General features: G+C 29.5%; 25 protein-coding genes. 22 read left to right on the top strand and 3 right to left on the bottom strand.

Going from position 1 to position 21227, the window contains the following annotated elements; genetic code table 11:
* Window positions 1–30 precede the first annotated feature (30 nt).
* The 5 genes from KQI18_RS00685 (at window position 31) to KQI18_RS00665 (ending at window position 2873) form a co-directional block, all read left to right on the top strand.
* Window positions 31–534, top strand: a complete 504-nt coding sequence (locus KQI18_RS00685) for a MogA/MoaB family molybdenum cofactor biosynthesis protein (RefSeq protein ID WP_216465575.1) — start codon at window positions 31–33, stop codon at window positions 532–534.
* A 22-nt stretch (window positions 535–556) separates the two neighbouring features.
* Window positions 557–1513 carry a GTP 3',8-cyclase MoaA gene (gene moaA, locus KQI18_RS00680; protein WP_216465574.1) on the top strand — a complete coding sequence of 319 codons (957 nt, stop codon included), beginning with the start codon at window positions 557–559 and terminating at the stop codon, window positions 1511–1513.
* A 1-nt stretch (window position 1514) separates the two neighbouring features.
* The gene (gene moaC / locus KQI18_RS00675) at window positions 1515–1982 is read left to right on the top strand and encodes a cyclic pyranopterin monophosphate synthase MoaC (RefSeq protein WP_216465573.1); all 468 of its coding nucleotides are present in this window, start codon (window positions 1515–1517) and stop codon (window positions 1980–1982) included.
* Between the two features lie 17 nt (window positions 1983–1999).
* Window positions 2000–2428 carry an MOSC domain-containing protein gene (locus KQI18_RS00670; protein WP_216465572.1) on the top strand — a complete coding sequence of 143 codons (429 nt, stop codon included), beginning with the start codon at window positions 2000–2002 and terminating at the stop codon, window positions 2426–2428.
* A 166-nt stretch (window positions 2429–2594) separates the two neighbouring features.
* A complete protein-coding gene (locus tag KQI18_RS00665) occupies window positions 2595–2873 on the top strand; it encodes a hypothetical protein (RefSeq protein WP_216465571.1) in 279 nt (92 codons plus the stop codon).
* A gap of 135 nt (window positions 2874–3008) precedes the next feature.
* Here KQI18_RS00665 and KQI18_RS00660 read toward each other — a convergent pair whose 3' ends face one another.
* Window positions 3009–4619 (bottom strand): Na/Pi cotransporter family protein, encoded by a 1611-nt coding sequence (locus tag KQI18_RS00660; protein WP_216465570.1) that lies wholly within the window; start codon window positions 4617–4619, stop codon window positions 3009–3011.
* Between the two features lie 310 nt (window positions 4620–4929).
* On the opposite strand from KQI18_RS00660, the gene KQI18_RS00655 reads away from it, so the two are divergent.
* The 4 genes from KQI18_RS00655 to KQI18_RS00640 all read left to right on the top strand — a co-directional run bounded on the left by KQI18_RS00655 (window position 4930) and on the right by KQI18_RS00640 (window position 7375).
* Window positions 4930–5367 (top strand): COG2426 family protein, encoded by a 438-nt coding sequence (locus tag KQI18_RS00655; protein ID WP_216465569.1) that lies wholly within the window; start codon window positions 4930–4932, stop codon window positions 5365–5367.
* Window positions 5368–5750: 383 nt separating this feature from the next.
* Entirely contained in the window at window positions 5751–6287 is a 537-nt protein-coding gene (locus KQI18_RS00650; protein WP_216465568.1) for a biotin transporter BioY, read from the top strand.
* Window positions 6288–6473: 186 nt separating this feature from the next.
* Window positions 6474–6857: a hypothetical protein gene (locus KQI18_RS00645; RefSeq protein ID WP_216465567.1), complete on the top strand. Its 384-nt coding sequence runs from the start codon at window positions 6474–6476 to the stop codon at window positions 6855–6857.
* Window positions 6858–6961: 104 nt separating this feature from the next.
* Window positions 6962–7375: a DUF1284 domain-containing protein gene (locus KQI18_RS00640; protein WP_216465566.1), complete on the top strand. Its 414-nt coding sequence runs from the start codon at window positions 6962–6964 to the stop codon at window positions 7373–7375.
* A gap of 50 nt (window positions 7376–7425) precedes the next feature.
* Here the strand turns inward: KQI18_RS00640 and KQI18_RS14270 are convergent, their stop codons facing one another.
* Window positions 7426–7554, bottom strand: a complete 129-nt coding sequence (locus tag KQI18_RS14270; protein ID WP_257431410.1) for a hypothetical protein — start codon at window positions 7552–7554, stop codon at window positions 7426–7428.
* Between the two features lie 239 nt (window positions 7555–7793).
* Here KQI18_RS14270 and KQI18_RS00635 point away from each other — a divergent pair, with 239 nt between their 5' ends.
* Genes KQI18_RS00635 through KQI18_RS00620 form a run of 4 tightly spaced genes read left to right on the top strand, consistent with a single transcriptional unit; the run spans window position 7794 to window position 10589 of the window.
* Window positions 7794–8006 carry a FeoA family protein gene (locus KQI18_RS00635; RefSeq protein WP_216465565.1) on the top strand — a complete coding sequence of 71 codons (213 nt, stop codon included), beginning with the start codon at window positions 7794–7796 and terminating at the stop codon, window positions 8004–8006.
* Between the two features lie 20 nt (window positions 8007–8026).
* Window positions 8027–8248, top strand: coding sequence for a FeoA family protein (locus KQI18_RS00630; protein WP_216465564.1), 222 nt, complete (start codon window positions 8027–8029; stop codon window positions 8246–8248).
* Window positions 8249–8269: 21 nt separating this feature from the next.
* Window positions 8270–10417 carry a ferrous iron transport protein B gene (gene feoB / locus KQI18_RS00625; protein ID WP_216465563.1) on the top strand — a complete coding sequence of 716 codons (2148 nt, stop codon included), beginning with the start codon at window positions 8270–8272 and terminating at the stop codon, window positions 10415–10417.
* A 34-nt stretch (window positions 10418–10451) separates the two neighbouring features.
* Window positions 10452–10589 carry a FeoB-associated Cys-rich membrane protein gene (locus tag KQI18_RS00620; RefSeq protein WP_216465562.1) on the top strand — a complete coding sequence of 46 codons (138 nt, stop codon included), beginning with the start codon at window positions 10452–10454 and terminating at the stop codon, window positions 10587–10589.
* Between the two features lie 78 nt (window positions 10590–10667).
* On the opposite strand, the gene KQI18_RS00615 is transcribed toward KQI18_RS00620, so the two are convergent.
* Entirely contained in the window at window positions 10668–11924 is a 1257-nt protein-coding gene (locus KQI18_RS00615; RefSeq protein ID WP_236887579.1) for a sodium/glutamate symporter, read from the bottom strand.
* 232 nt (window positions 11925–12156) lie between these two features.
* Here KQI18_RS00615 and KQI18_RS00610 point away from each other — a divergent pair, with 232 nt between their 5' ends.
* The 9 genes from KQI18_RS00610 to KQI18_RS00570 all read left to right on the top strand — a co-directional run bounded on the left by KQI18_RS00610 (window position 12157) and on the right by KQI18_RS00570 (window position 21222).
* A complete protein-coding gene (locus KQI18_RS00610; RefSeq protein WP_216465561.1) occupies window positions 12157–13779 on the top strand; it encodes an ABC transporter permease in 1623 nt (540 codons plus the stop codon).
* A 248-nt stretch (window positions 13780–14027) separates the two neighbouring features.
* Entirely contained in the window at window positions 14028–14183 is a 156-nt protein-coding gene (locus KQI18_RS00605; protein ID WP_216465560.1) for a hypothetical protein, read from the top strand.
* Between the two features lie 274 nt (window positions 14184–14457).
* Entirely contained in the window at window positions 14458–15246 is a 789-nt protein-coding gene (locus tag KQI18_RS00600; RefSeq protein WP_216465559.1) for an FAD binding domain-containing protein, read from the top strand.
* Complete coding sequence (locus tag KQI18_RS00595; protein WP_216465558.1) at window positions 15246–15695, top strand: (2Fe-2S)-binding protein; 450 nt, start codon at window positions 15246–15248, stop codon at window positions 15693–15695. Before KQI18_RS00600 ends, KQI18_RS00595 begins: the two co-directional genes overlap by 1 nt.
* A gap of 1 nt (window position 15696) precedes the next feature.
* Window positions 15697–17967: a xanthine dehydrogenase family protein molybdopterin-binding subunit gene (locus KQI18_RS00590; protein ID WP_216465557.1), complete on the top strand. Its 2271-nt coding sequence runs from the start codon at window positions 15697–15699 to the stop codon at window positions 17965–17967.
* 114 nt (window positions 17968–18081) lie between these two features.
* Window positions 18082–18663: a TetR/AcrR family transcriptional regulator gene (locus KQI18_RS00585; RefSeq protein WP_216465556.1), complete on the top strand. Its 582-nt coding sequence runs from the start codon at window positions 18082–18084 to the stop codon at window positions 18661–18663.
* A gap of 172 nt (window positions 18664–18835) precedes the next feature.
* Window positions 18836–19621, top strand: a complete 786-nt coding sequence (locus KQI18_RS00580; protein ID WP_216465555.1) for a Ku protein — start codon at window positions 18836–18838, stop codon at window positions 19619–19621.
* Window positions 19621–20550, top strand: a complete 930-nt coding sequence (locus KQI18_RS00575; protein WP_216465554.1) for an RNA ligase family protein — start codon at window positions 19621–19623, stop codon at window positions 20548–20550. The genes KQI18_RS00580 and KQI18_RS00575 overlap by 1 nt, the downstream gene beginning before the upstream one ends.
* Window positions 20551–20703: 153 nt before the next feature.
* Window positions 20704–21222 (top strand): YfbU family protein, encoded by a 519-nt coding sequence (locus KQI18_RS00570; protein ID WP_216465553.1) that lies wholly within the window; start codon window positions 20704–20706, stop codon window positions 21220–21222.
* The last annotated feature ends 5 nt before the right edge of the window (window positions 21223–21227 follow it).

The raw sequence follows: 21227 nt of genomic DNA, 5'->3' as shown, positions 1-21227 counted from the left end.
CGAAGATTTAGTTTGTTTTTAGGAGGAAATATGTTTAAAGTAGCAATTATTACTCTTAGTGATAAGGGATCTCGTGGTGAAAGAGAAGACATTACTGCTAAGAGATTAACGGAGTTTGTTGAGGGTAAGAATTTATATAGAGTTGTTAAATATTCGTTGCAAAGTGATGATTGTGATGAATTAAAAAAGACTTTGATCAATTTATGTGATAGTAATGAGGTTGATTTAATTCTAACCAATGGAGGTACAGGGTTTTCAAAAAGGGATAATACCCCAGAGGCGACTAAGGCAGTGATTGAAAAAGAGATACCTGGGCTTAGTGAGTACATGAGGATGAAATCAATAGAAATAACAAAACGAGCTATTTTAAGCAGAGGAGTTAGTGGTATAAGAAAAAACACAATAATAGTAAACTTGCCAGGAAGCCCTAAAGGTGCTGTAGAAAACTTGGAGTTTATTATAGATGTGTTGCCTCACGGTATTGAGATATTAAAGGGAGAAGCTATAGAATGTGCCACTAATGACAAAAAATAATTAGCAAAGAGGTAGATTCAATATGGTAGATAATTATGGAAGAGAGATAAACTATCTCCGAATATCACTTACTGATAAGTGCAATTTAAAGTGTGCATATTGCATGCCTAATGGAGTAGAGTTTAATGATGAATATATTAATGATTTTTTGAGTTTTGATGATTTTAAATTTATTATAAATTCTATGTCTGAATTAGGTATTAACAAAGTAAGATTCACAGGTGGAGAGCCTCTTTTGTATCCAAGATTAGAAGAGCTTATTAAGTATACAAAAGATTCTGGTATAGATGATGTTTGTATGACTACCAATGCTATAGGTCTATCAGGAAGACTTCGAACTTTAAAACAATATGGACTAACTAAAGTAAATATCAGTTTAGATTCTTTAAAGGAGTATCGATATAAATCAATAACTCAAGGTGGGGATTTGAAAGAAGTTATTTTAGCAATAGATAAGTGCATCGAACTTGGTATAAAAGTAAAGATAAACTGTGTTGCAATTAAAGGGTTCAATGATGATGAACTCTTGGATCTTATGAAAATAACCATTAAAAAACCAGTTGATGTTAGATTTATAGAATTAATGCCATTAGGAGAAGCTAGAAAAATATACAAAAAAGGATATATAAATGTTAAAGAAATGATAAATACGGTTGAAGGTTTAGAGAAGGTTGAAGATACAGAAAACAGTACAGCTGATTATTATAGATTTAAAAATTCAAAAGGTAAGATCGGTATTATAACACCTTTAAGTTGTTCTTTCTGTGATACATGTAGTAGACTTAGACTTACTTCGAGTGGGTTTATAAAAACATGTCTACATTCTAAAGAAGAGATAGATATAAAACCTTTTATAAATAAGCCTTTGCTGTTTAAAGCTGAGATGAAAGACATTATAAAATCTAAACCAGAAAGACATCATTTAATAGAAAACAAAACTACGGATACTGATAGATGTATGTACGAAATTGGAGGTTAGAATGTTAACTCATATAAATGAAAAAGGTTATGCGAAGATGGTAGATATAAGTGACAAAGATGATACTAAGAGAGTAGCAATCGCAACATCTACAATAACTTTGAGCAGAGAAGCTCTACAAAAAGTTAGAAAAGGACAAATAAAAAAAGGGGATGTCTTATCAGTAGCTCAGGTGGCTGGTATTATGGGAGCGAAAAATACTTCCAACAATATTCCAATGTGCCACCAGATAAATCTAGTAGGTTGTGATTTGGATTTCGAGATAGATGAAGAAAAATCTAGTATAAAGATATATGCTACATGTAAGTCTATGGGGAAAACTGGAGTTGAGATGGAAGCATTAAATGCATGCTCAATTGCTGCTTTAACTATTTACGATATGTGTAAAGCGATTGACAAAAAGATGGTAATAAGTGATATCCATCTAATAGAGAAGACTGGTGGTAAATCAGGAGACTTTAAATTTTAAGATAAGGTAGGAAGATTATGGCTAAGGTAGTATCAATTAACATAAGTGATAAAAAGGGAGTAATAAAAGTTCCTGTTAAGAGTGCTGAGCTTAGAGTAGATCATGGTATAGTAGGGGATGCCCATGCTGGAAATTGGCACAGACAGATAAGCTTACTTGGTGATGAAAGTATTGAAAAGATGAGATATGCGAAGGAAGATTTGAAATCTGGTGATTTCGCTGAAAATATTACTACATCAGGTATAGAGGTATTTACTCTTCCTGTAGGGACAAAACTAAAAATGGGTGAATGTGAAGTTGAAGTAACCCAAATAGGTAAGAAATGTCACAGTGGTTGTGAAATAAAACAGATTACAGGTGATTGTATAATGCCTAGAGAGGGCATTTTTGTTAAAGTGATAGTTGGAGGAACTTTAAAAGTAGGAGATGAAATTACGGTTCTTTAGTTTCAATTTTGCGTTGAGAAATTGACAATGTTATTATATTAAGATTAAACGGTATTCGAGTAGTACGATACCGTTTTTTATTTTATTATTTTTAATAAACGCTCATAAAGTATATGTTATCAGAATACACTTTAGTATTCAGATAATGTAAATGGGTGGTGATTTTATGGCGTCTAAAGGTATGCCGAGAAATTCGGATGAAAAATTTTTGCGAATTAGAGTTCTATCACACACTGGTGACAAAGTTAATATAAAGTTACCGATAGAGTTTTCTAAGCAAATGATCCAAGATAATGCTTTAGACTTCTTTGAGGAAAATGAAGGAGTTATAGATGGTAAAAGAATTACTGATATGATTATAAGTGCTTTTGATTACGATCTTACTGGCGAAATAGTGACTTTTGAGAGAAAAAACAAGGATATAATAAAAGTGTTTATAGGCTAACGGTAATACATTTGAGTATTTAAACTAAAAATCACTTCCAATTATAGATTTAAATTTATGTTAAATCTAATATGTTGAAAGTGATTTTTAGTTCACATCTATTGTTTTGTTCTAAAAGTTAGATAGTTTAATAACCTATTGAAAATCTAAAACCATTTTAGATATATTTTTACAATGGTCTGAGATTCTCTCAATATTTGTAAGTAAATCTAAGAATATTACACCCGCATCAATTGTACATGCACCCTCATTTAATCGAGCTATATGGGCTTTTCTATATGTTTTTTCTAAATAATTTACTTCTTCTTCTATTTTTAAAACTTCATTTGCCAAATCAAAATCCATATTATTTAAAGCAGTCATAGAGTGCTCTAAATTCTGTAGTGCTTTTCCATAGATCTCGTTTATTTCAATTATAGCTGTTTCTGAGAAAGTAATGTTATTATCTATCATTACAGAACCCAATTCAGCTATATTCTCAGCATGATCAGAGACCCTCTCTATATCATTTACTGTGTGGTAGAGAGAATCTATCATAAAGCGTTCATCATCTCTTAGTGGTTCTTTAGAAAGCTTTAAAAGATAATTTAATAAATCTTTCTGTAATTTGTTAACTGTCTTTTCGGATTCAAATGCTTTTTTGAGAAGAGTATCATCTTTATCAATTAAAGCGCTCATTGAATATTTTAAAGTATTTGTAGATTTATTCCCCATTCTAATAACCTCTTGTATCGAGTTAGCAAGAGCTATTGAAGGAGTTTCAAACATTCTTTCGTCAAGGTACTTAGTATTGCTAGATATTTCATCTTCATTTTCTCTAATAGGTATAATCTTAGTAGATAGTTTTACTATGTATTTAGAGAAAGGAAGCAGAATTACAACATTTGTTAGATTAAACAATGTATGTGCATTTGCAAGTTGTCTGGCAGTGTTTCCTGGATCCATATAAGTTACAACTGCAGATATAGGCTTGTTCAATATAAGCATAAAGATTATTGTGCCAATAACATTAAAAGATAAATGCATAATAGCTGCTCTTCTAGCATTTCTACTGGCACCAACACTTGATATAAGAGATGTAACACATGTTCCTATATTATCTCCATAAAGTATTGGTAGTGCAGATGATAGTGGAAGTAACCCTTGAGATGCTAAAGCTATAAGCATACCCATTGATGCACTTGAACTTTGGATAATACCAGTGATCATAAAACCAGCTAAAACTCCTAGAATAGGATTTTTACCAAAATATAAAAGGGCATCAGTAAATGACTTATACTGTGCTAGTGGTTCAACTGCATTTTTCATAAACTCCATACCAGTAAAAAGTATACCGAATCCTATAAGAATTTCAGCAGCATGTTTTACCTTGTCGCTAGTTGCAAATAAATAAAATATAATACCTACACCAAGTGTGACTGGAGCCAGCGCATTTAGATCAAATGATACTAGTTGTGCTGTTACAGTAGTACCAATATTAGCTCCCATTATAATACCTATTGCCTGACTTAAATTCATTATGCCAGCATTTACGAATCCTACAACCATAACGGTAGTAGCGCTTGAACTTTGAATAATCCCTGTTACAACAGCACCGACTAGTACACCCATAACGACATTGCTAGTCAGCATTTCGATTATCTTCTTTAACTTATTTCCGGCAGATTTTTGTAGTCCTTCACCCATAAGGTTCATTCCGTAAAGAAACAGACCAAGTCCGCCCATAAGGCTAATTGCTATATTCACTTGTTTCCTCCTAAAATATTTATTTTTATATTTTTATTTTACACAAAAAAAATATATCATAAATATAGAATAACAAATTTGGCAAAGTTTTAAATTAATATACTGTTAACTCAAAGTTAAGAAAATGTTAAAAATAGGTTATGACAATTTATAATATTTGTTAAATTTGTTATATTATTTAACAAATATTACGAAATTAGAATTTAATTAAAATTTGAATAAAGATAACACAAACTCTTAAAATTAAACTATAATATGAGATAGTGCTGTAAAAGTGTGAAATTCAAATAAGAATATTTAGGAGGTAATTTTGAAATACTTACAAATTATGATTCTATCGATGGTTCCTGTTACTGAATTAAGAGGTGCTATACCTATAGGAATAGCAATGGGGCTAAATCCATTTGGAGTATATATACTAAGTGTAATTGGATCAACTTTAGTTTCAATACCGCTTGTTTTGACCTTTAGACAGATAATGGAGTTTTTAAAAAGAAAAAAACTTTTTGTTAAAATAGTAGAAAAAATAGATAGAAAAATAGACTCAAGAATGAAGAAGTTAAAGAGTGCTACTATAATCGGAATTATTATTTTTGTTGGCATACCTCTTCCAACGACAGGTACCTGGACAGCTTCAGCTATAGCTTCAATACTTAAAATGAGGATAAGGGATGTATTATTTGGAGTTTTTGTAGGAAATGCAATATCTGGAATTATTGTTTCTGCTATTTCTTTACATTTAATATAAAATAATTAATAGATAATTTAAATACATAATTTACTGATAAAATATAAAGGATTAATTTAATATTCCATATGTTTATTTTTATAGGAGTTAGAGGGCTTCACTATATTATAGAGAAGTTTTTAATTATTGGGATATAATTTAATAAAATTATTAATAATATAATTAAATGGGTATGATTTTAGATTTAACACCAAAGTAGAAAGTATAAAGTCACATCTAATTTATTTTATTTATATATTATGGATATATAGGCTTCTTTACAAAATAAAGTTTTTATATGATATTTGACAAGTTTACAATTAATAATTAAAATATTAAATGTAAATAATTAATTAAGATAATTATAAATATTTAATTATAAATTTGTGAAAAGGAGTTAAAATATGAAACTAACTACAAGAGATTTGATTTTATGTGGTATATTCGCTAGCATAACTGCTATATTATCTCAGATATCTATTCCACTGCCTTTTACGACGGTTCCGCTTACAATGCAGACTTTCGCAGTAGGCTTAACTGGTGTAATTTTAGGTGCAAAAAGAGGTTTTACTTCTCAACTGATATATGTTTTGGTAGGAGCGGTTGGTCTTCCAGTATTTGCCCAAATGACTGGAGGAATGGGAATTGTGTTAGGGCCTACAGGAGGATATATACTAGGATTTCCGATTATGGCATTTGTTGTAGGTTATTTTAAGGATAAGTTCGACTCACAGATTGCAATTATATTTGGTATGATTTTAGGATTATTAATAGACTATTCACTTGGAACTACAATGTTTATTCTTATAACTAAGATGACATTAATGCAAGCATTAGCATATTGCGTAATACCATTTATTCCACTTGACTTAGTAAAGGTTGTTTTTGTAACTATATTAGGCACAACATTATCTAAAAGGTTGTATTTAAATAAAGTTTAAATTAATATATTAGATGTACTTATAGAGATAGAGATTCTTATAATAGGATCTCTATTATTTTTAGAATTAATATTCTTAAATTAAAAAATTAAGCTTACAAAGCTTATTTAATGAAAAAAGAAAACAATTATAGTTATAAACTATAAAATATTAATTAAAAATTATATTGAGTTGGGGAGAGAAATCATGAATAAAGATGGGTTTTATTTTAAAGTAAGGACGCTATATAAAGAATATAATGGAAGTGAAGAGGAAATAGATATAGCACCAATTAAGAAGCATATTTATAAATTTAGACCATATGGTGAAGAATTTCTGGTAATAGCACCTAGTGAACCAATTTCTGGAAGCCGTTATTTACAAATGGCTCCATCAAAAAAAGACGAATTATTAGAAGTTGAAACGAGACTTTATCTTTCAAATTCAGAAGATGATTTTAAACACTATAAAAAGAGTTTTGGTTTTTCAGAGACTGATTTAGATAGTATATTTACTTTATTTAAGGACTACTTGAATAAAGTAATTCCGGATTTGATAAATTGGCAAGACATTACTGAGGAGTTTAAGTAAATTATTTTTAATTGATAATTATAAGGAGGGAGATTAATTTGTTTAATTACTTTTATGTAAATTAAAAATTTTAACTACATAAATAATGACGGAAGGATTTATAAATGATAAAAATAAGACCACACCATATTTTATGCATGAGGGCATATCAGGGAAACGGATATAGTGATGAATTTAATAAAAATATGAAAAAAACTATAATCGAAATAAACTTATATAATAAATTTTACAATATAGATCCAGATATAGACAAAGACACAAAAGTAGAACTCGTATTTGGAATAGATTCACTTTGCAATTTTTGCCCAAATAACTTAGGAACTGTATGTAATAGTCAAGAAAACATAAATAATATAGATAAAAAAGTCATAGAAATATTTGATTTAGAAGAAGGAATATATTCATATAAAGAGCTAGAAAAAATTGTGTATAAGAATATGAACAATGATTTTTTTGAACAAATATGTGGCAGATGTGAATGGAATAGAAGTATGAATTGTAGAGATTATATTGTATAGTAGAAGTCTCTGTAGCATATCCATTATGCATTGGAATAGTTATACTATTTTTAATACAATTCTACGTCAATAAGTTCACTCTGTCCTATCATCTCATCCGAATCTTTTATAATAACAAAATATGTGTAATCTGATTTTTCTATTTCTCTTAAATATAATTTTTCATTTTCCAATATCATAATTTTATAAATTATCCTCCATATTATCAATTACCTAATGTGATTTTATCAATATTTTTAATATAAACTTACTTATAACTGAGGTGAATTATAAAATTAGAAAAATTTACACATGAGAATGAATTTCGTTATTGTAATTTTATATTGTCGGTGTTATAATGGCAATAGTTAAAGAATTATTAATACCTTAAAAGGTATCTGATAGATATTTTATAGAGATTGAGGATGGTGAAGAATATATGATGCCACTAACAATGATACGTTCAGGAGAAACGTTTTGTGTTAAAAAAATTAATGGAAAAGATGATGTTAAGCATCATTTAGAAAATTTAGGATTTACGGTTGGAACAGAGGTAACTGTTGTCTCTGAAAATGCTGGAGGAATAATCTTAAATGTTAAGGGTTCTCGAATTGCGATAAATAAATCAATGGCAAAGAGAATTATGATATAAATATAAGGGGATGAATGCTGATGAAGACACTAAGAAATGTTAATAATGGTGAAACAGTACGTGTAATAAAGATACACGGGCAAAGTGATATTAAACGACGCATTATGAATATGGGTATAACTAAAGGAACAGAGGTATTGGTGAGAAAAGTTGCGCCTTTAGGTGATCCTGTTGAAATAAATGTTAGAGGTTACGAGCTAAGTATACGTAAAGATGATGCAGAAATTATAGAAGTTGAGTAAATATTTTAAGGAGGAGATTAAATGTCATTAAAGATTGCATTAGCTGGAAATCCCAATTGTGGAAAAACAACGATGTTTAATGACTTGACTGGTAGTTCACAGTATGTGGGAAACTGGCCAGGTGTAACTGTAGAGAAAAAAGAGGGTAAGTTTAAGGGGCAGAAAGATGTTATAATACAAGATTTGCCGGGTATATATTCATTGTCACCGTATACACTTGAAGAAGTTGTAACTAGGAATTATTTAATTAATGATAAACCAGATGCTATTATAAATATTGTAGATAGTACAAATATAGAAAGAAACTTGTTTTTAACTACTCAATTGATAGAAATTGGATTGCCTGTAGTTATAGCATTAAACATGATGGACTTAGTCAAAAAAAATGGAGACAAAATTAATACACAAAAATTGAGTGAACTTCTCGGTTGCGAAGTAGTTGAAACTTCAGCACTTAAAGGAGTCGGTTCTAAAGAAGTGGTAGATAAAGCAATATCAGCTTCGAAAAAAGGCTCTAAATTTGGACAAAAACGTATTTTTTCTAAGAAGGTTGAATCTGCTATAGATCAAATTTCAGATTTAATCAAAGATGGATTAGAAGGTGAAAATTTACGTTGGTATTCAATAAAAGTTTTTGAACGAGATAACGAAATTATGAAACAAATAAAACTAGATGTTACTGCTAAACGTGAAATAGAAAATATAATAGAGCAACTAGAAATGGATTTTGATGACGATAGTGAAAGTATAATTACAGATGAGCGCTATACATATATTACTGATATAACTAAGAAGTGTGTTACTCATAAAAATAGGAATAAAGAAACTACATCAGATAAAATAGATAAGATAGTTACAAATAGGATATTAGGATTACCAATATTTGCAGCTATAATGTTCCTTGTTTATTATATTTCTATTTCAACTGTCGGAACTTGGATGACTGATTGGGTAAATGACAGTTTGTTTGGCGATAGTATGATACCAGCAGCTATAGCTAGTTTCTTAGAAAGCGTAGGAACAGCAGAATGGTTAAATTCACTGATACTTGATGGTATCGTTGCCGGAGTCGGAGCTGTACTAGGATTCTTACCTCAAATGCTTACATTATTCTTTTGTTTATCAATATTGGAAGACTGTGGATATATGGCAAGAATAGCATTTATTATGGATAGAGTTTTTAAAAAATTCGGTTTATCTGGTAAATCGTTTATACCTATACTTATAGGCACTGGTTGTGGTGTTCCTGGGATAATGGCATCTAGAACCATTGAGAATGAAAGTGATCGTCGAATGACAATAATTACTACTACATTTATTCCGTGTGGCGCAAAACTACCAATTATCGCATTAATTGCAGGAGCTTTATTCCCTGGTTCAGCATGGGTTGCACCTTCAGCATACTTTATTGGTATTGCAGCTATAATTGTTTCAGGTATTATATTAAAGAAAACTAAACCATTTGCTGGTAATCCTGCACCTTTTGTTTTAGAGCTACCTGCATATCACTTACCAAGTGCTAAAGGTGTTTTAATACATATGTGGGATCGTGGTAAAGCTTTTGTTAAAAAGGCGGGAACAATTATATTCCTAGCAAGTGTTATAATATGGTTCTTAAGTACATTTAACTGGTCTTTACAAATGGTTGAAACAGATCATTCTATATTAGCTTCACTAGGAAAGTTAATCGCACCATTATTTGCTCCACTTGGATGGGGTAATTGGAAAGCGGCGGTTGCGTCAATTACTGGATTAATAGCTAAAGAGAATGTTGTAGGAACTTTTGGTGTACTTTATGGGTATGCGGAAGTTGCTGAAAATGGTTTGGAGTATTGGGGAACATTAAGAGCAGAGTACACTCAACTTGCAGCTTATAGTTTCTTGGTATTCAACTTACTTTGCGCTCCTTGTTTCGCTGCTATAGGTGCAGTTAGAAGAGAAATGATGTCAGCAAAATGGACTTGGTTTGCAATAATTTATCAAACAGGATTTGCATACGTAGTATCATTATCAATATATCAATTAGGAATGTTCTTTACTGGCAATGGATTTGGTATAGGAACTGCTGTGGCAATATTAATAGTAATTGCATTTATTTATCTTCTGTTTAAGAAAACTTATTCTCCAGAAGAAAATGTAAAAAAGGGAATTCCACAAGTAAATAATTAAATAATGATTTAAATAGAAAAGTGGTGAAAACTATATGGCTACAATAATTATTGGTGGAATAGTATTTATATGTATTGGACTTGTAGCATATAATACATATAGATCATCAAAAAATGGCACAGGTTGCAGCGGCGGTTGTTCAGGTTGCGATAAAGCTAAAGGGTGTCACTAAACAAATTACAAGGGGTGCAGATGATTCTGCACCCTTTATTTTTTAGAAAAATACTATATATATTCTATTTATAAGATATTAACTAAATAAATTTATAAAAAATAAAATGCAAGGAACACTTACTATATCTAATAAGAAAGAACTTACGAGTGGTACAACTAAAATTGCTTTAGGTGAAGGCCCATATTTTTCTGTTACAGTAGACATATTTGCCATTGCATTTGGTGTAGCGCCAATTCCATGTCCTATCAATCCGCTTATAATTACAGCAGCGTCATATGATTTTCCTAAAACTCTAAAGCATACGAATATTCCATATAAAATAATAAATACTACTTGGCATACTACCATAAATAAGATTAAAGGAAGTAAAGAAGAGAGTTTGTATAAATCTATATTCATAAGAGAAATTGTCAAAAATAATCCTAGTGATATTTCTCCTATGAAGTTTGTAATTTTAAAATCTATTTTTGCAAATTTAAATTTATCGTTAAAATTTCTAAAAATAACTGCAACAAACATACAAGTAACCACAACAGGTAAAACAAATCCATTGAACTTAAATGCTATTTTACTTATTATTTCGCCAACATTAATGCATATAAGAATTATTAGTAGCTGTTCCATAAAATGCAATGGGTTTAATCCAAAGGATTTATCTAAATTTGGGTGATTATTTTTATTTGTATGGTTTTCTTTATGTTGATTAATATGTAGTTGAGTACTTAATTGGTGATTTATATTTAAATTAGATGATAAATTAGGTTTTAGTCTATACTTTTCTATTAAGAATTTTGCGACGGGTCCACCTAATACACCACCAAATATTAATCCTAATGTAGCAGCAGTGATTCCAAAACTGACGGCATGTTCAATTCCTAAGTTTTCAATTGTTTGCCCAAATGCTGCAGCATATCCATGACCGCCTTCCATAGAAATACTACCACACATTAATCCCAATAAAGGGTCGATATTTATAAACTTTGAAACAAATAAAACTAATATATTTTGAGAAAATGCAAGTACAGCACATAAAATCCAATACTTGATCAGTATATTTCCTCCAGTTTTGATTACCTTCGTGCTGATGCCAAGGCCGATAGTTGTAAAGAATAGATAAATAAACATTGTAGTATAATGTGCACTAATTGAAATCTTTAATATTCCTAAATTATTAAAAATTAAATTTAGAAGTGAAAATAAAATTCCCCCTATAATAGGAGAGGGAATGCAAAGTCTATTTAAAAGTTTTATCTTATTTTTTAAAAAATTTCCAATCATAAAAAACACTATTGCAAGGGTTAGTGTTTGAGCAGTATCAAATTTTAAAATCAAATTTATTCCTCCTTTTGGTTAATACAATTATATAAATTACCAGCTATTATTAATTGATATTATTATTAAATCTATGACTTTAAAGCAGTCATTTATTACTATTAAAATTTTGATTTTAAATTAATTATAGTCATAGACTACGAAAAATTTATATAATAAGACTTAATAAAATGATTGTATTTTGAAGTTATTTGTTATATATTATATATAACAAATAGACTAGAAGATAGATATGAAATGGAGTGATAAAATGGAAAATCTAGGTTTACTTATAAAAATAGACTTAATAAATTCATTGAAACTAAACGATCTGGCATCAAATAAGGATAGTAACAAAAAATTTATACCATTGGTAGTTTTAAGCATGATTCTAATTGGTTTTATAGGTTTTTATGATTACAAAATGTCTGTAGGTATTCTTGATATATTAGTTAAAGATAATAATCCAATTATGGGGCCGGAAATTTTACTTTTCGCAGGTTTTTTATTTTCTATTTTAACTACACTTTTAACTTCAATTTATAGGGCACCATCTTATTTATTTCAGTTAAGGGATTTTGATATACTTACAAGTTTACCTATAAAGGATTCAGTGATACTTACTAGTAAAATAGTCAGTATGTTGTATACGAATTACTTTTTTTCATTCTTTCTTATGATTATTCCTTCGATGGCCTACTATATAAAAATAGGAGGTAATCCATTGTTCGGATTAGTTATAGTTTTGCTTTTTATAGCGACACCTCTATTACCAATTACAATATCAGCAATTATATCTTATTTTCTTGGTGGTTTATCATCTAAGATAAAGTACAAGAATATAGTATTGATATTAGGAAGTATGTTTTTACTTGTAGTTTATATGCTTTTTATGATGAAAATACAAAACTCATCAGAATATTTTCTAAAAAATGTGGCGTCAGTTATAACATTAGTTAAGAGAGTATATCCCCTTTCGTATTATTTTCTAGATTCGCTTGTGAATATAAGTATTTCTTCAATTATATTGTTTTTGATATGTTCTATAGTACCTTTTGCAGCGTTTGTATTTATATTTTCTAGATCCTTTAGAAAGATAAACTCAAATATGAAAGGTAGAAGTGTTTCATCTAAATATAGTTTAGATAAAATAAAATCCTCTTCACCTGTCAAAGCATTAGTTATTAGAGAGTTTAGAAGATATTTTGGGATTTATAGTTATGTAATAAATACTTCTGTTGGCCTAGTTTTATTAATTGTAGCATCAGTATCTTTAATTTTATTTGGAGTTAATAAAGTTGGTGAATTTATTAATATAGAAATTATTTTAAACACAATACAAGTTCAAATATTAATTTTTATTCTCATTGTTATAATATTAAGCTGTACAACTTATTGTTCAATTTCTCTAGAGGGTAATAATCTTTGGATTTTAAAATCTAATCCAATAGAGGAAAAAGACATATTTAAGAGCAAGATATTTATGAATACAATAATTACTGTCCCTATATCATTAATAAGTTTTATTATCTTAGCTATTTATTTTAAATTTAATTTAGCTTATAGTTTTATATCAATAATTGGAATTATATTTTTCTCTATATTAGTGGCTATTATCGGTTTGGTATCAAATTTACTTTTTCCTAATCTTGAATGGAAAAATGAAGTTGCTGTTGTTAAGAGGAGTGCAAGTATGCTTATGACATGGATATCAATTAGTATCTATATGGGAGTTCTTTTCGTTATTAACCTGGTCGTAAATTTTAATAACTTAAATTTATTTATGTTATTTGCTATAATTATTACCATTATTGTAGATATTGTTTTATGGAAGTGGCTAAAAATTAAAGGCGTGAATATATTAAGACATCTGTAAAATTTAAAATAAAACAGAGGTGATAGTAATTAAAGACTATCACCTCTGTTTTATTTTAAATTAGTTGGAAACTTTAACTAAATTTATAGCATTTTCTCGCTACTTTTTATGGACTAGATAAAAATTAGTATTAGAATTTTTCAGTATAATATGTAAAATACGAACTTTATCGTATATTAGAAATATGAATATTAATAACAATATATACAATAATAAAAGTAAATATAAAAATTACTGGAGAAGTGTATATGAAAAAAGAAGTTAGAAGTATTAATAATATAAAAAAATCTAAAACAGTTGATAAAGAGAAATTTGAATTTTCTAAAGAATTAACGGAAAGCAAAAAAATAGGCGATATATTGGGTGATAGACTTAAAGACAAGAAAAGAAATTTACCATCTTAAAGCTAATATAATAGATTTTTTGTTTGATAAATGCAATAAATTTGTTATAATGTATAAGTAGAAAGAATTTTGTAGAAACAAATAAAAATCATTAAAAATAAAATACAGATACTATTTGTAAGATTCCCTTGTAAATATCATATACGAACATTAACGTTTTATATGGCATGTGGTATAAGGGATTTTTACATTTTAGGCGTAAATTTGAAAAAACTTTGTTTTATAATACTTTTTATATTTATATTAAATTTAGAGACTTTAGGAGGATGATGGTGTGTTTACTGTTATGGATATAGAACAGCCTACCACTGAGCAAGAAGCCTATTCTATACTGACTAAAAGAAAGAACAATCAAGTTATAGGTGGAAGTGCTTTCTTGAGAATGGGAAGAAAAAGAATAGGGACAGGAGTAGAACTATCTAAATTAAATTTAGACTATATTAAAGAAGATGATAGCTATATAGAGATAGGGGCTATGACAACTTTAAGAACATTAGAAACTAGTACTATATTACAGGAGTCTTTTGGAGAGATTATTAGTGATTCATTAAGGGATATTATTGGTGTACAATTTAGAAATGTTGTAACAGTAGGGGGCACAGTCTTTTCAAGATATGGATTTTCTGATTTAATAGTTGCACTTCTATCACTCGATACAGAGGTGGAACTTTTAAATATTGGAAGAATAAAATTAGATGATTTTTTAGTGAAAGATTATAAAAAAGATTTACTTACTAGGATATATATTAAAAAGAGTAATAAAAAAGCAGTATATAAATCACTTAGAAATGCAAAGAGTGATTATCCTATATTAAATGTGTCAGTATCTAGGGATAATGATGATTTTAAAATATGTATAGGGGCTAGACCTCAAAGAGCTGTTGTTGCAAGAAAAGCTAGTGACTTTTTATCAAGCAATGAAGTAAATAATGAAAATATAGATAAAGCTCTTAACTTGATAACTGAAGATGTTAGTTTTGGAACTAATATGAGAGGAACTAAAGAGTATAGAGAAGCTGTTAGCAAGGTTCTTGTAAAAAGAGCTATTACGGAGGTTATTTAATGTTAGTAGAATTAAAGATAAATGGGAAGATAAAAAAGGTAGATATACAGCCTGATGAATGTCTAGTTGATACTCTTAGAAATCTTGGTAATTTAAGTGTGAAAAGAGGTTGTAATACTGGAAACTGCGGATTATGTTCGGTCTTAATAAATAAAAAACCGGTACTTTCATGTGCAATGCTTACTATAAGAGCTGTTGGAGGTGAGATAGTAACTATTGAAGGTATGCAAGAGGAAGTAGCAAAGTTTGCTGATATACTTGCAAGTCAAGGAGCTGAGCAGTGTGGATTCTGTTCACCAGGATTTATACTAACTGTTATAGCTATGAAAGAAGAACTTCAAAATCCAACTGATGAAGAAATAAAACACTATCTAACAGGTAACCTATGCAGATGTACAGGATACATGGGTCAACTTAGAGCGATAAAAACTTATCTAGGGGGTGAGTAATATGAGAATAGTCGGAAAAGGAATAAAAAAAATTGATGCAATGTCTATAACAACAGGTAAAGCTGTATACACAGATGACTTATCTTCTAAAGATGCATTAGTAGTTAAAGTCCTTAGAAGTCCTCATGCTTACGCCAAGATAAAAAATATAGATGTTAGTAGAGCAGAAAAATTAGAAGGTGTAGAGTGTGTACTTACGTATAAAGATGTACCAGACGTGAGATTTACACTTGCTGGACAAACCTATCCAGAACCATCACCTTATGACAGACTTATACTTGAAGATGTTGTAAGATATGTGGGTGATGAAGTTGCAATTGTCGCAGCAGTTGATGAAAAAACTGCAATAAAGGCAATGAATATGATTAAAGTTGATTATGAAGTACTAGAAGCTATTTTAGACTTTGAAAAAGCAATAGAAAGTAACGTTAAAGTTCACGAGGAAGAAGTTAAATGTAATTTTGATATAGGTTTTGATTCAAAAAGAAATATAGCATCAAAGCAAGAGTATGTTAAAGGAGATTTAGAAAAGGTTTTTGAAGACTGTGACATAGTTTTAGAAGAAACTTACTATACTCAAGCTCAAGCGCATGCGATGATGGAGACTTATAGATCATATAATTATTTAGATCATGCAGGTAGATTAGTAGTAATTAGTTCTACTCAAATACCTTTCCACGTAAGAAGGCATTTATCTAGAGCTTTAAATATACCAGCTAGTAAAATTAGAGTTATTAAGCCTAGAATTGGTGGCGGTTTTGGTGGTAAGCAAACTGCGTGTACGGAAATTTTCTCTGCAATTGTAACATTAAAAACAGGTAAACCTGCTAAGATAATATATGACAGAACAGAAACTTTCAACTCAACGACAAGTAGACATGCTACTAGGGTTAAAGTAAAACTTGGTGCTACAAAAGATGGAATCATAAAAGCGATAGATATAGAAGGATTATCTGATACTGGAGCATTTGGTGAGCATGCATCTACAACTTTTGGTTTAATTGGTGAAAAAACTTTACCTCTTTACAACAAACTAGAAGCGGCTAGATTTGCTGGTGATGTAGTATATACTAACAAAATGCCAGGCGGAGCTTTAAGAGGTTATGGTGCAACTCAAGGTAATTTTGCAGTTGAGTCTACAGTAAATATGCTTGCAAACAGACTTAATATGGATCCGACAGATCTGAGAAAGAAGAATGTTGTAACTGAAGGTGAGACTACATTTGCATATGGTAAGCATATCCAAAGTGCAGACTTAGAAAGATGTATAGATAGAGGAAAAGAATTAATTGGTTGGGATGAAAAATACCCATCAATAGAACTTGAAAATGGAAAAGTTAGATCAGTGGGAATGTCACTTACTATGCAAGGCTCTGGTATAGCAAATCTTGATAAGTCTTCTGTTGAAGTTAGGCTAGATGATTATGGAAATTATGTGCTTATGGTAGGTTCTACTGATATGGGAACAGGTAGTGATACTATACTTGCTCAAATGGCAGCCGAAATCCTAATGACTGATATGAACAAGATAACTGTTATAGCATCTGATACTGACATGGTTCCTTACGATCCAGGTTCATATGCATCTAGTACAACTTATGTTACTGGTATGGCAGTAGTAAAAGCTGCAGAGGACCTTAGAGACAAAATAGTAAAATCAGCTTCTAGACAATTAGAGATTAATATAGAAGATCTAGAATTTGATGGTGAAAAAGTATTTTCAGTTGAACACGGAAAAGAATTATCTGTATTTGATATATCTGTAAATACTACTATAGGAACAAAATGGGAACAACTTATAGGATTTTCTTCTTATGGAAGCAATGTTTCACCGCCACCTTTTATGGCGGGATTTGCAGAAACTGAAGTTGATAAAGAAACTGGAAAAGTTGAGCTTATAAACTACGTAGCGATTGCTGATTGTGGTACAGTTATCAACGAAAACCTTGCAAAAATTCAGGTCGAAGGTGGAATAGTACAAGGGATAGGAATGGCTATGTTTGAGGAAGTTAGACACACTGACAATGGTTATATGGATACTAACACTTTTATGCAGTACAAGATACCATCAAGAGTAGATGTTGGGAATATAAAAGTAGAGTTTGTTGAAACATATGAGCCAACAGGGCCTTTTGGAGCAAAATCTATAGGAGAGGTCGTAATAAATACTCCTCTAGCCGCTATACAAGATTCTGTGTTCAATGCTGTAGGTGTTAGAGTTAATAATTTACCTATAACTCCAGAAAAAGTGTTTATGAAATTAAATAAGTAATATATAATAAAGAAGACTCTTTTATGCATCTAATCATTTAAGGGTCTTGTTTTTATTCAAATACATTCAATATAATGAATGTAAGAGGGGAAATAATGGAATAAAGGGGTGTCTATGTCAAGAGAAAATCAAAAACAACGAAGTAAAAAAATTAAGGAAGATATTCTGGATGTTGCCTTAGATCTAGCTATTTCTGATGGCTTCGAGGCCTTATCGATGAGAAAGATAAGTAAAAAAATGAAGTATACGACAGGGGTAATATACTATTATTTCAAGGACAAACAAGAAATAGTTGATGAGATACAGAAAAGGCAGTCTGATGAGATTAGGAAGATTATAAGAGAAAAAGTATGTGCTGAAAAAGGTTTTGAATTTAACCTAAGAGAAGTATTTCATAATATGATGTTGATCGCATTAAATGAACCTATGAAATATAATTTAGTAACACTTTATAGGCACAAAAGGGGTGCATCTATAGACTACTCTTATCTAGATGTACTAAAAAAGTTCTTGGAATTAGGTGTTAAAAATGGAGAGTTAATAGTTGCTGACATTGATTATACTGCTTTTTCTATATGGAGTTCGTTTATAGGATTTAATTTAAATATAAGTCAGCTAGAAAAAATATCAATAGAAGAAGCTAATATATTATTCGATGTGCATGTAAATATTATTATGGACGGAATTAGAAACTAATAGAATAACTGAAAGAATGCTATTCAAAAATTATAATGTGCTTGACTCAATATTATTTTAAATTTTATTGATTCAAGCTTTTTTAATAAATAAATTTATATGGCTAAAGTCGTAATTAAAACAATAATTCTGTGACATACTATAATAAAGAATTTAATAGGGAGTGATTTAAATGGCTGTGGCGCATAAAAGTGCTATTTCAGTAGGTATGATTTATATTCCTTGTGGGTTATATAAGACTACTAGAGATATAAGTATCAGTTTTAACCAACTTTGTAAAGACACAAACCAAAGAGTAAAATATAAAAAATACTGTGGCTCTTGTGATAAAGAAATTACGACTAAAGATTTAGTGAAGGGTTATGAATTTGAAAAGGATAAATATGTTACTATAACTAATGAAGAATTAGATAAAATAAAAACTAAAAAAGATAAGACAATTCATATAATACATTTTGCAAAAATGTCAGAGATAGACAATATTTACTACGATAAAAACTACTATGTAGTTCCAGATACTGGTGGCGAAAAGGCATTTGAGCTTATAAGACAAGCTATGCTAAAACAAAAAAAAGTAGCAATCGCAAAAACTGTACTTGGAACAAATGAGACTCTTATTATACTTTATCCTATGAAAGATGGTATCATCGCAAAAACTCTGTTTTATGAAGAGGAAATACAAGAGATACCTAAATCAAAGGGAAAAGTTAATATTGAAAAAGCAGAAGTAGATATGGCAAATAATCTAATAACGTCAATGACTCAAGAATTTGATATATCAGCATATAGTGATGAATATCAAGAAAGATTGAGAGAAGCAATAGAAAAGAAAATAAGCGGTCAAGAAATTGTAGATATAGATACAAACAAACAAAGTAATGTAATTGATTTAATGGAAGCACTTAAAAAATCGGTTGATATGGCTGAACATGGCGATTTGAAGACAGGAACTAAGTGATGGATATATTTGATGAAAAAGGTATAAAGCCTATGCTAATTAATGAAGCTAATGAGGCTTTTGATTCTCCAGACTATATATATGAACTCAAACTCGATGGAATTAGGTGTATAGCGTATTTAGATAAAGATTCTACGGATATAAGGAATAAAAGAGACTTTAAGTTACTATCAAAAGTTCCAGAGCTTTCGGATATCCATAAAAATATAAAATCTAAGTGTATTTTAGATGGTGAATTAATTGTTACAAAAAATGGGGTTCCTGATTTTTTTGAAATCCAAAGGAGATCTCTTATGTCTGATCCATTTAAGATTCAACTTGCAGGAAAGAAATATCCTGCATCATTTATTGCATACGATATTTTATATTTAGATGGTAAATTAATTACGGATTTAACTTTATTAGAGCGGAAAAAGATGTTGGCTGATATAGTTGTAGAGTCAGATAGGATAGCTGTATCAAGATATATTGAAAATAAAGGAATTACTTTATATGAATTAGCTAAACAACAAAATCTAGAAGGAATAGTAGCTAAAGAAAAAAATAGTAAGTATTATATGGACAGCAGAACTAAAAATTGGATAAAAATAAAATTTTTAAAGGATGATGACTTTATAATATGTGGGTACTTATTGAAAGAAAAAGGATTTGTTAGTTTGATTATAGGAAAGTATAAAAAAGATGCATTAGTATATAAAGGGCATGTTACACTAGGTGTAAGTCTTAAAAAGCTTAATCAATATAAATACGACGTAATAGATAAGCCGGATCTTGGTGGAGTTCCAGATGGGCATGAAAATGCAATTTGGATTACGCCAAATTTAGTGTGTACAGTTGAATATATGCCAAACGAAAAAGATTTACTTAGACAACCGGTATTAAAATCCATTAGAGAAGATAAGTCACCATATGAATGTATAGAAAAATAATTTATATTTGTTAATTTGTTATCAAAAGTGACTGATATGTAGTATAATAGAAGTAAGAAGACAAACATAGTTTATAATAAATTTATACGTTTTCTTTTTATCACTAAAAGCTTGTATGTACTTCTAATATTGTTTAATTAGGAGGGGTCTATTATGGAACTTAGTTCAAAGGAAAGATTATTTCTATTTAATCAATACGAGATACTTAAACATTTGGATAAGGATAATGTTAAAACCTATTTGGGATACCAAGAGATCATCAGAAAGGGTTTTAAATACAACTACATTGATTTAATAGAAGGTATCAATAAAGATGGTACAGAAGAAAATGTTTCAAAGTTTGTATTTGATGTATTTGAATTGCACAGAATGCTCATAAGGTCTTATAATGATCTAAGTCGAATAGACAAAACTAGAATAAATAAATACGATATTATATTTAGAGGTTATGACGTTTTAGAAGAAATTAATTATTACACTTATGCAAAATTTATAATTGAGGATTTAGGACTTTATAAAGATATAATTAAAGAAGAAGGGTTTAAAATGGATTCTAGAGTTCCTATGGTAGAGATATATAGAAAAAGAATTCTAGAATATAAAGATGTACTTAAAGAACCTTTTAGTGTACTAAATATAAATGAAATAAAAGAATTAATAAAGATTAATTAATATTG

Source organism: Metaclostridioides mangenotii, assembly GCF_018917235.1.
In the GTDB taxonomy this organism is placed as follows: Bacteria; Bacillota; Clostridia; order Peptostreptococcales; family Peptostreptococcaceae; genus Metaclostridioides.
This window is presented reverse-complemented; position numbering and strand designations above follow the sequence as displayed.

Coding starts and splice junctions, on each gene's coding strand:
- KQI18_RS00665 (WP_216465571.1), top strand. CDS start 2,595: ATGGCGTCTAAAGGTATGCCGAGAAATTCGGATGAAAAATTTTTGCGA.
- KQI18_RS00595 (WP_216465558.1), top strand. CDS start 15,246: ATGTTAGTAGAATTAAAGATAAATGGGAAGATAAAAAAGGTAGATATA.
- KQI18_RS00580 (WP_216465555.1), top strand. CDS start 18,836: ATGGCTGTGGCGCATAAAAGTGCTATTTCAGTAGGTATGATTTATATT.
- KQI18_RS00605 (WP_216465560.1), top strand. CDS start 14,028: ATGAAAAAAGAAGTTAGAAGTATTAATAATATAAAAAAATCTAAAACA.
- KQI18_RS00590 (WP_216465557.1), top strand. CDS start 15,697: ATGAGAATAGTCGGAAAAGGAATAAAAAAAATTGATGCAATGTCTATA.
- KQI18_RS00630 (WP_216465564.1), top strand. CDS start 8,027: ATGAAGACACTAAGAAATGTTAATAATGGTGAAACAGTACGTGTAATA.
- KQI18_RS00635 (WP_216465565.1), top strand. CDS start 7,794: ATGATGCCACTAACAATGATACGTTCAGGAGAAACGTTTTGTGTTAAA.
- KQI18_RS00610 (WP_216465561.1), top strand. CDS start 12,157: ATGAAATGGAGTGATAAAATGGAAAATCTAGGTTTACTTATAAAAATA.
- KQI18_RS00620 (WP_216465562.1), top strand. CDS start 10,452: ATGGCTACAATAATTATTGGTGGAATAGTATTTATATGTATTGGACTT.
- KQI18_RS00570 (WP_216465553.1), top strand. CDS start 20,704: ATGGAACTTAGTTCAAAGGAAAGATTATTTCTATTTAATCAATACGAG.
- feoB (WP_216465563.1), top strand. CDS start 8,270: ATGTCATTAAAGATTGCATTAGCTGGAAATCCCAATTGTGGAAAAACA.
- KQI18_RS00645 (WP_216465567.1), top strand. CDS start 6,474: ATGAATAAAGATGGGTTTTATTTTAAAGTAAGGACGCTATATAAAGAA.
- moaC (WP_216465573.1), top strand. CDS start 1,515: ATGTTAACTCATATAAATGAAAAAGGTTATGCGAAGATGGTAGATATA.
- KQI18_RS00650 (WP_216465568.1), top strand. CDS start 5,751: ATGAAACTAACTACAAGAGATTTGATTTTATGTGGTATATTCGCTAGC.
- KQI18_RS00585 (WP_216465556.1), top strand. CDS start 18,082: ATGTCAAGAGAAAATCAAAAACAACGAAGTAAAAAAATTAAGGAAGAT.
- KQI18_RS14270 (WP_257431410.1), bottom strand. CDS start 7,554: ATGATATTGGAAAATGAAAAATTATATTTAAGAGAAATAGAAAAATCA.
- KQI18_RS00685 (WP_216465575.1), top strand. CDS start 31: ATGTTTAAAGTAGCAATTATTACTCTTAGTGATAAGGGATCTCGTGGT.
- KQI18_RS00670 (WP_216465572.1), top strand. CDS start 2,000: ATGGCTAAGGTAGTATCAATTAACATAAGTGATAAAAAGGGAGTAATA.
- KQI18_RS00640 (WP_216465566.1), top strand. CDS start 6,962: ATGATAAAAATAAGACCACACCATATTTTATGCATGAGGGCATATCAG.
- KQI18_RS00575 (WP_216465554.1), top strand. CDS start 19,621: ATGGATATATTTGATGAAAAAGGTATAAAGCCTATGCTAATTAATGAA.
- moaA (WP_216465574.1), top strand. CDS start 557: ATGGTAGATAATTATGGAAGAGAGATAAACTATCTCCGAATATCACTT.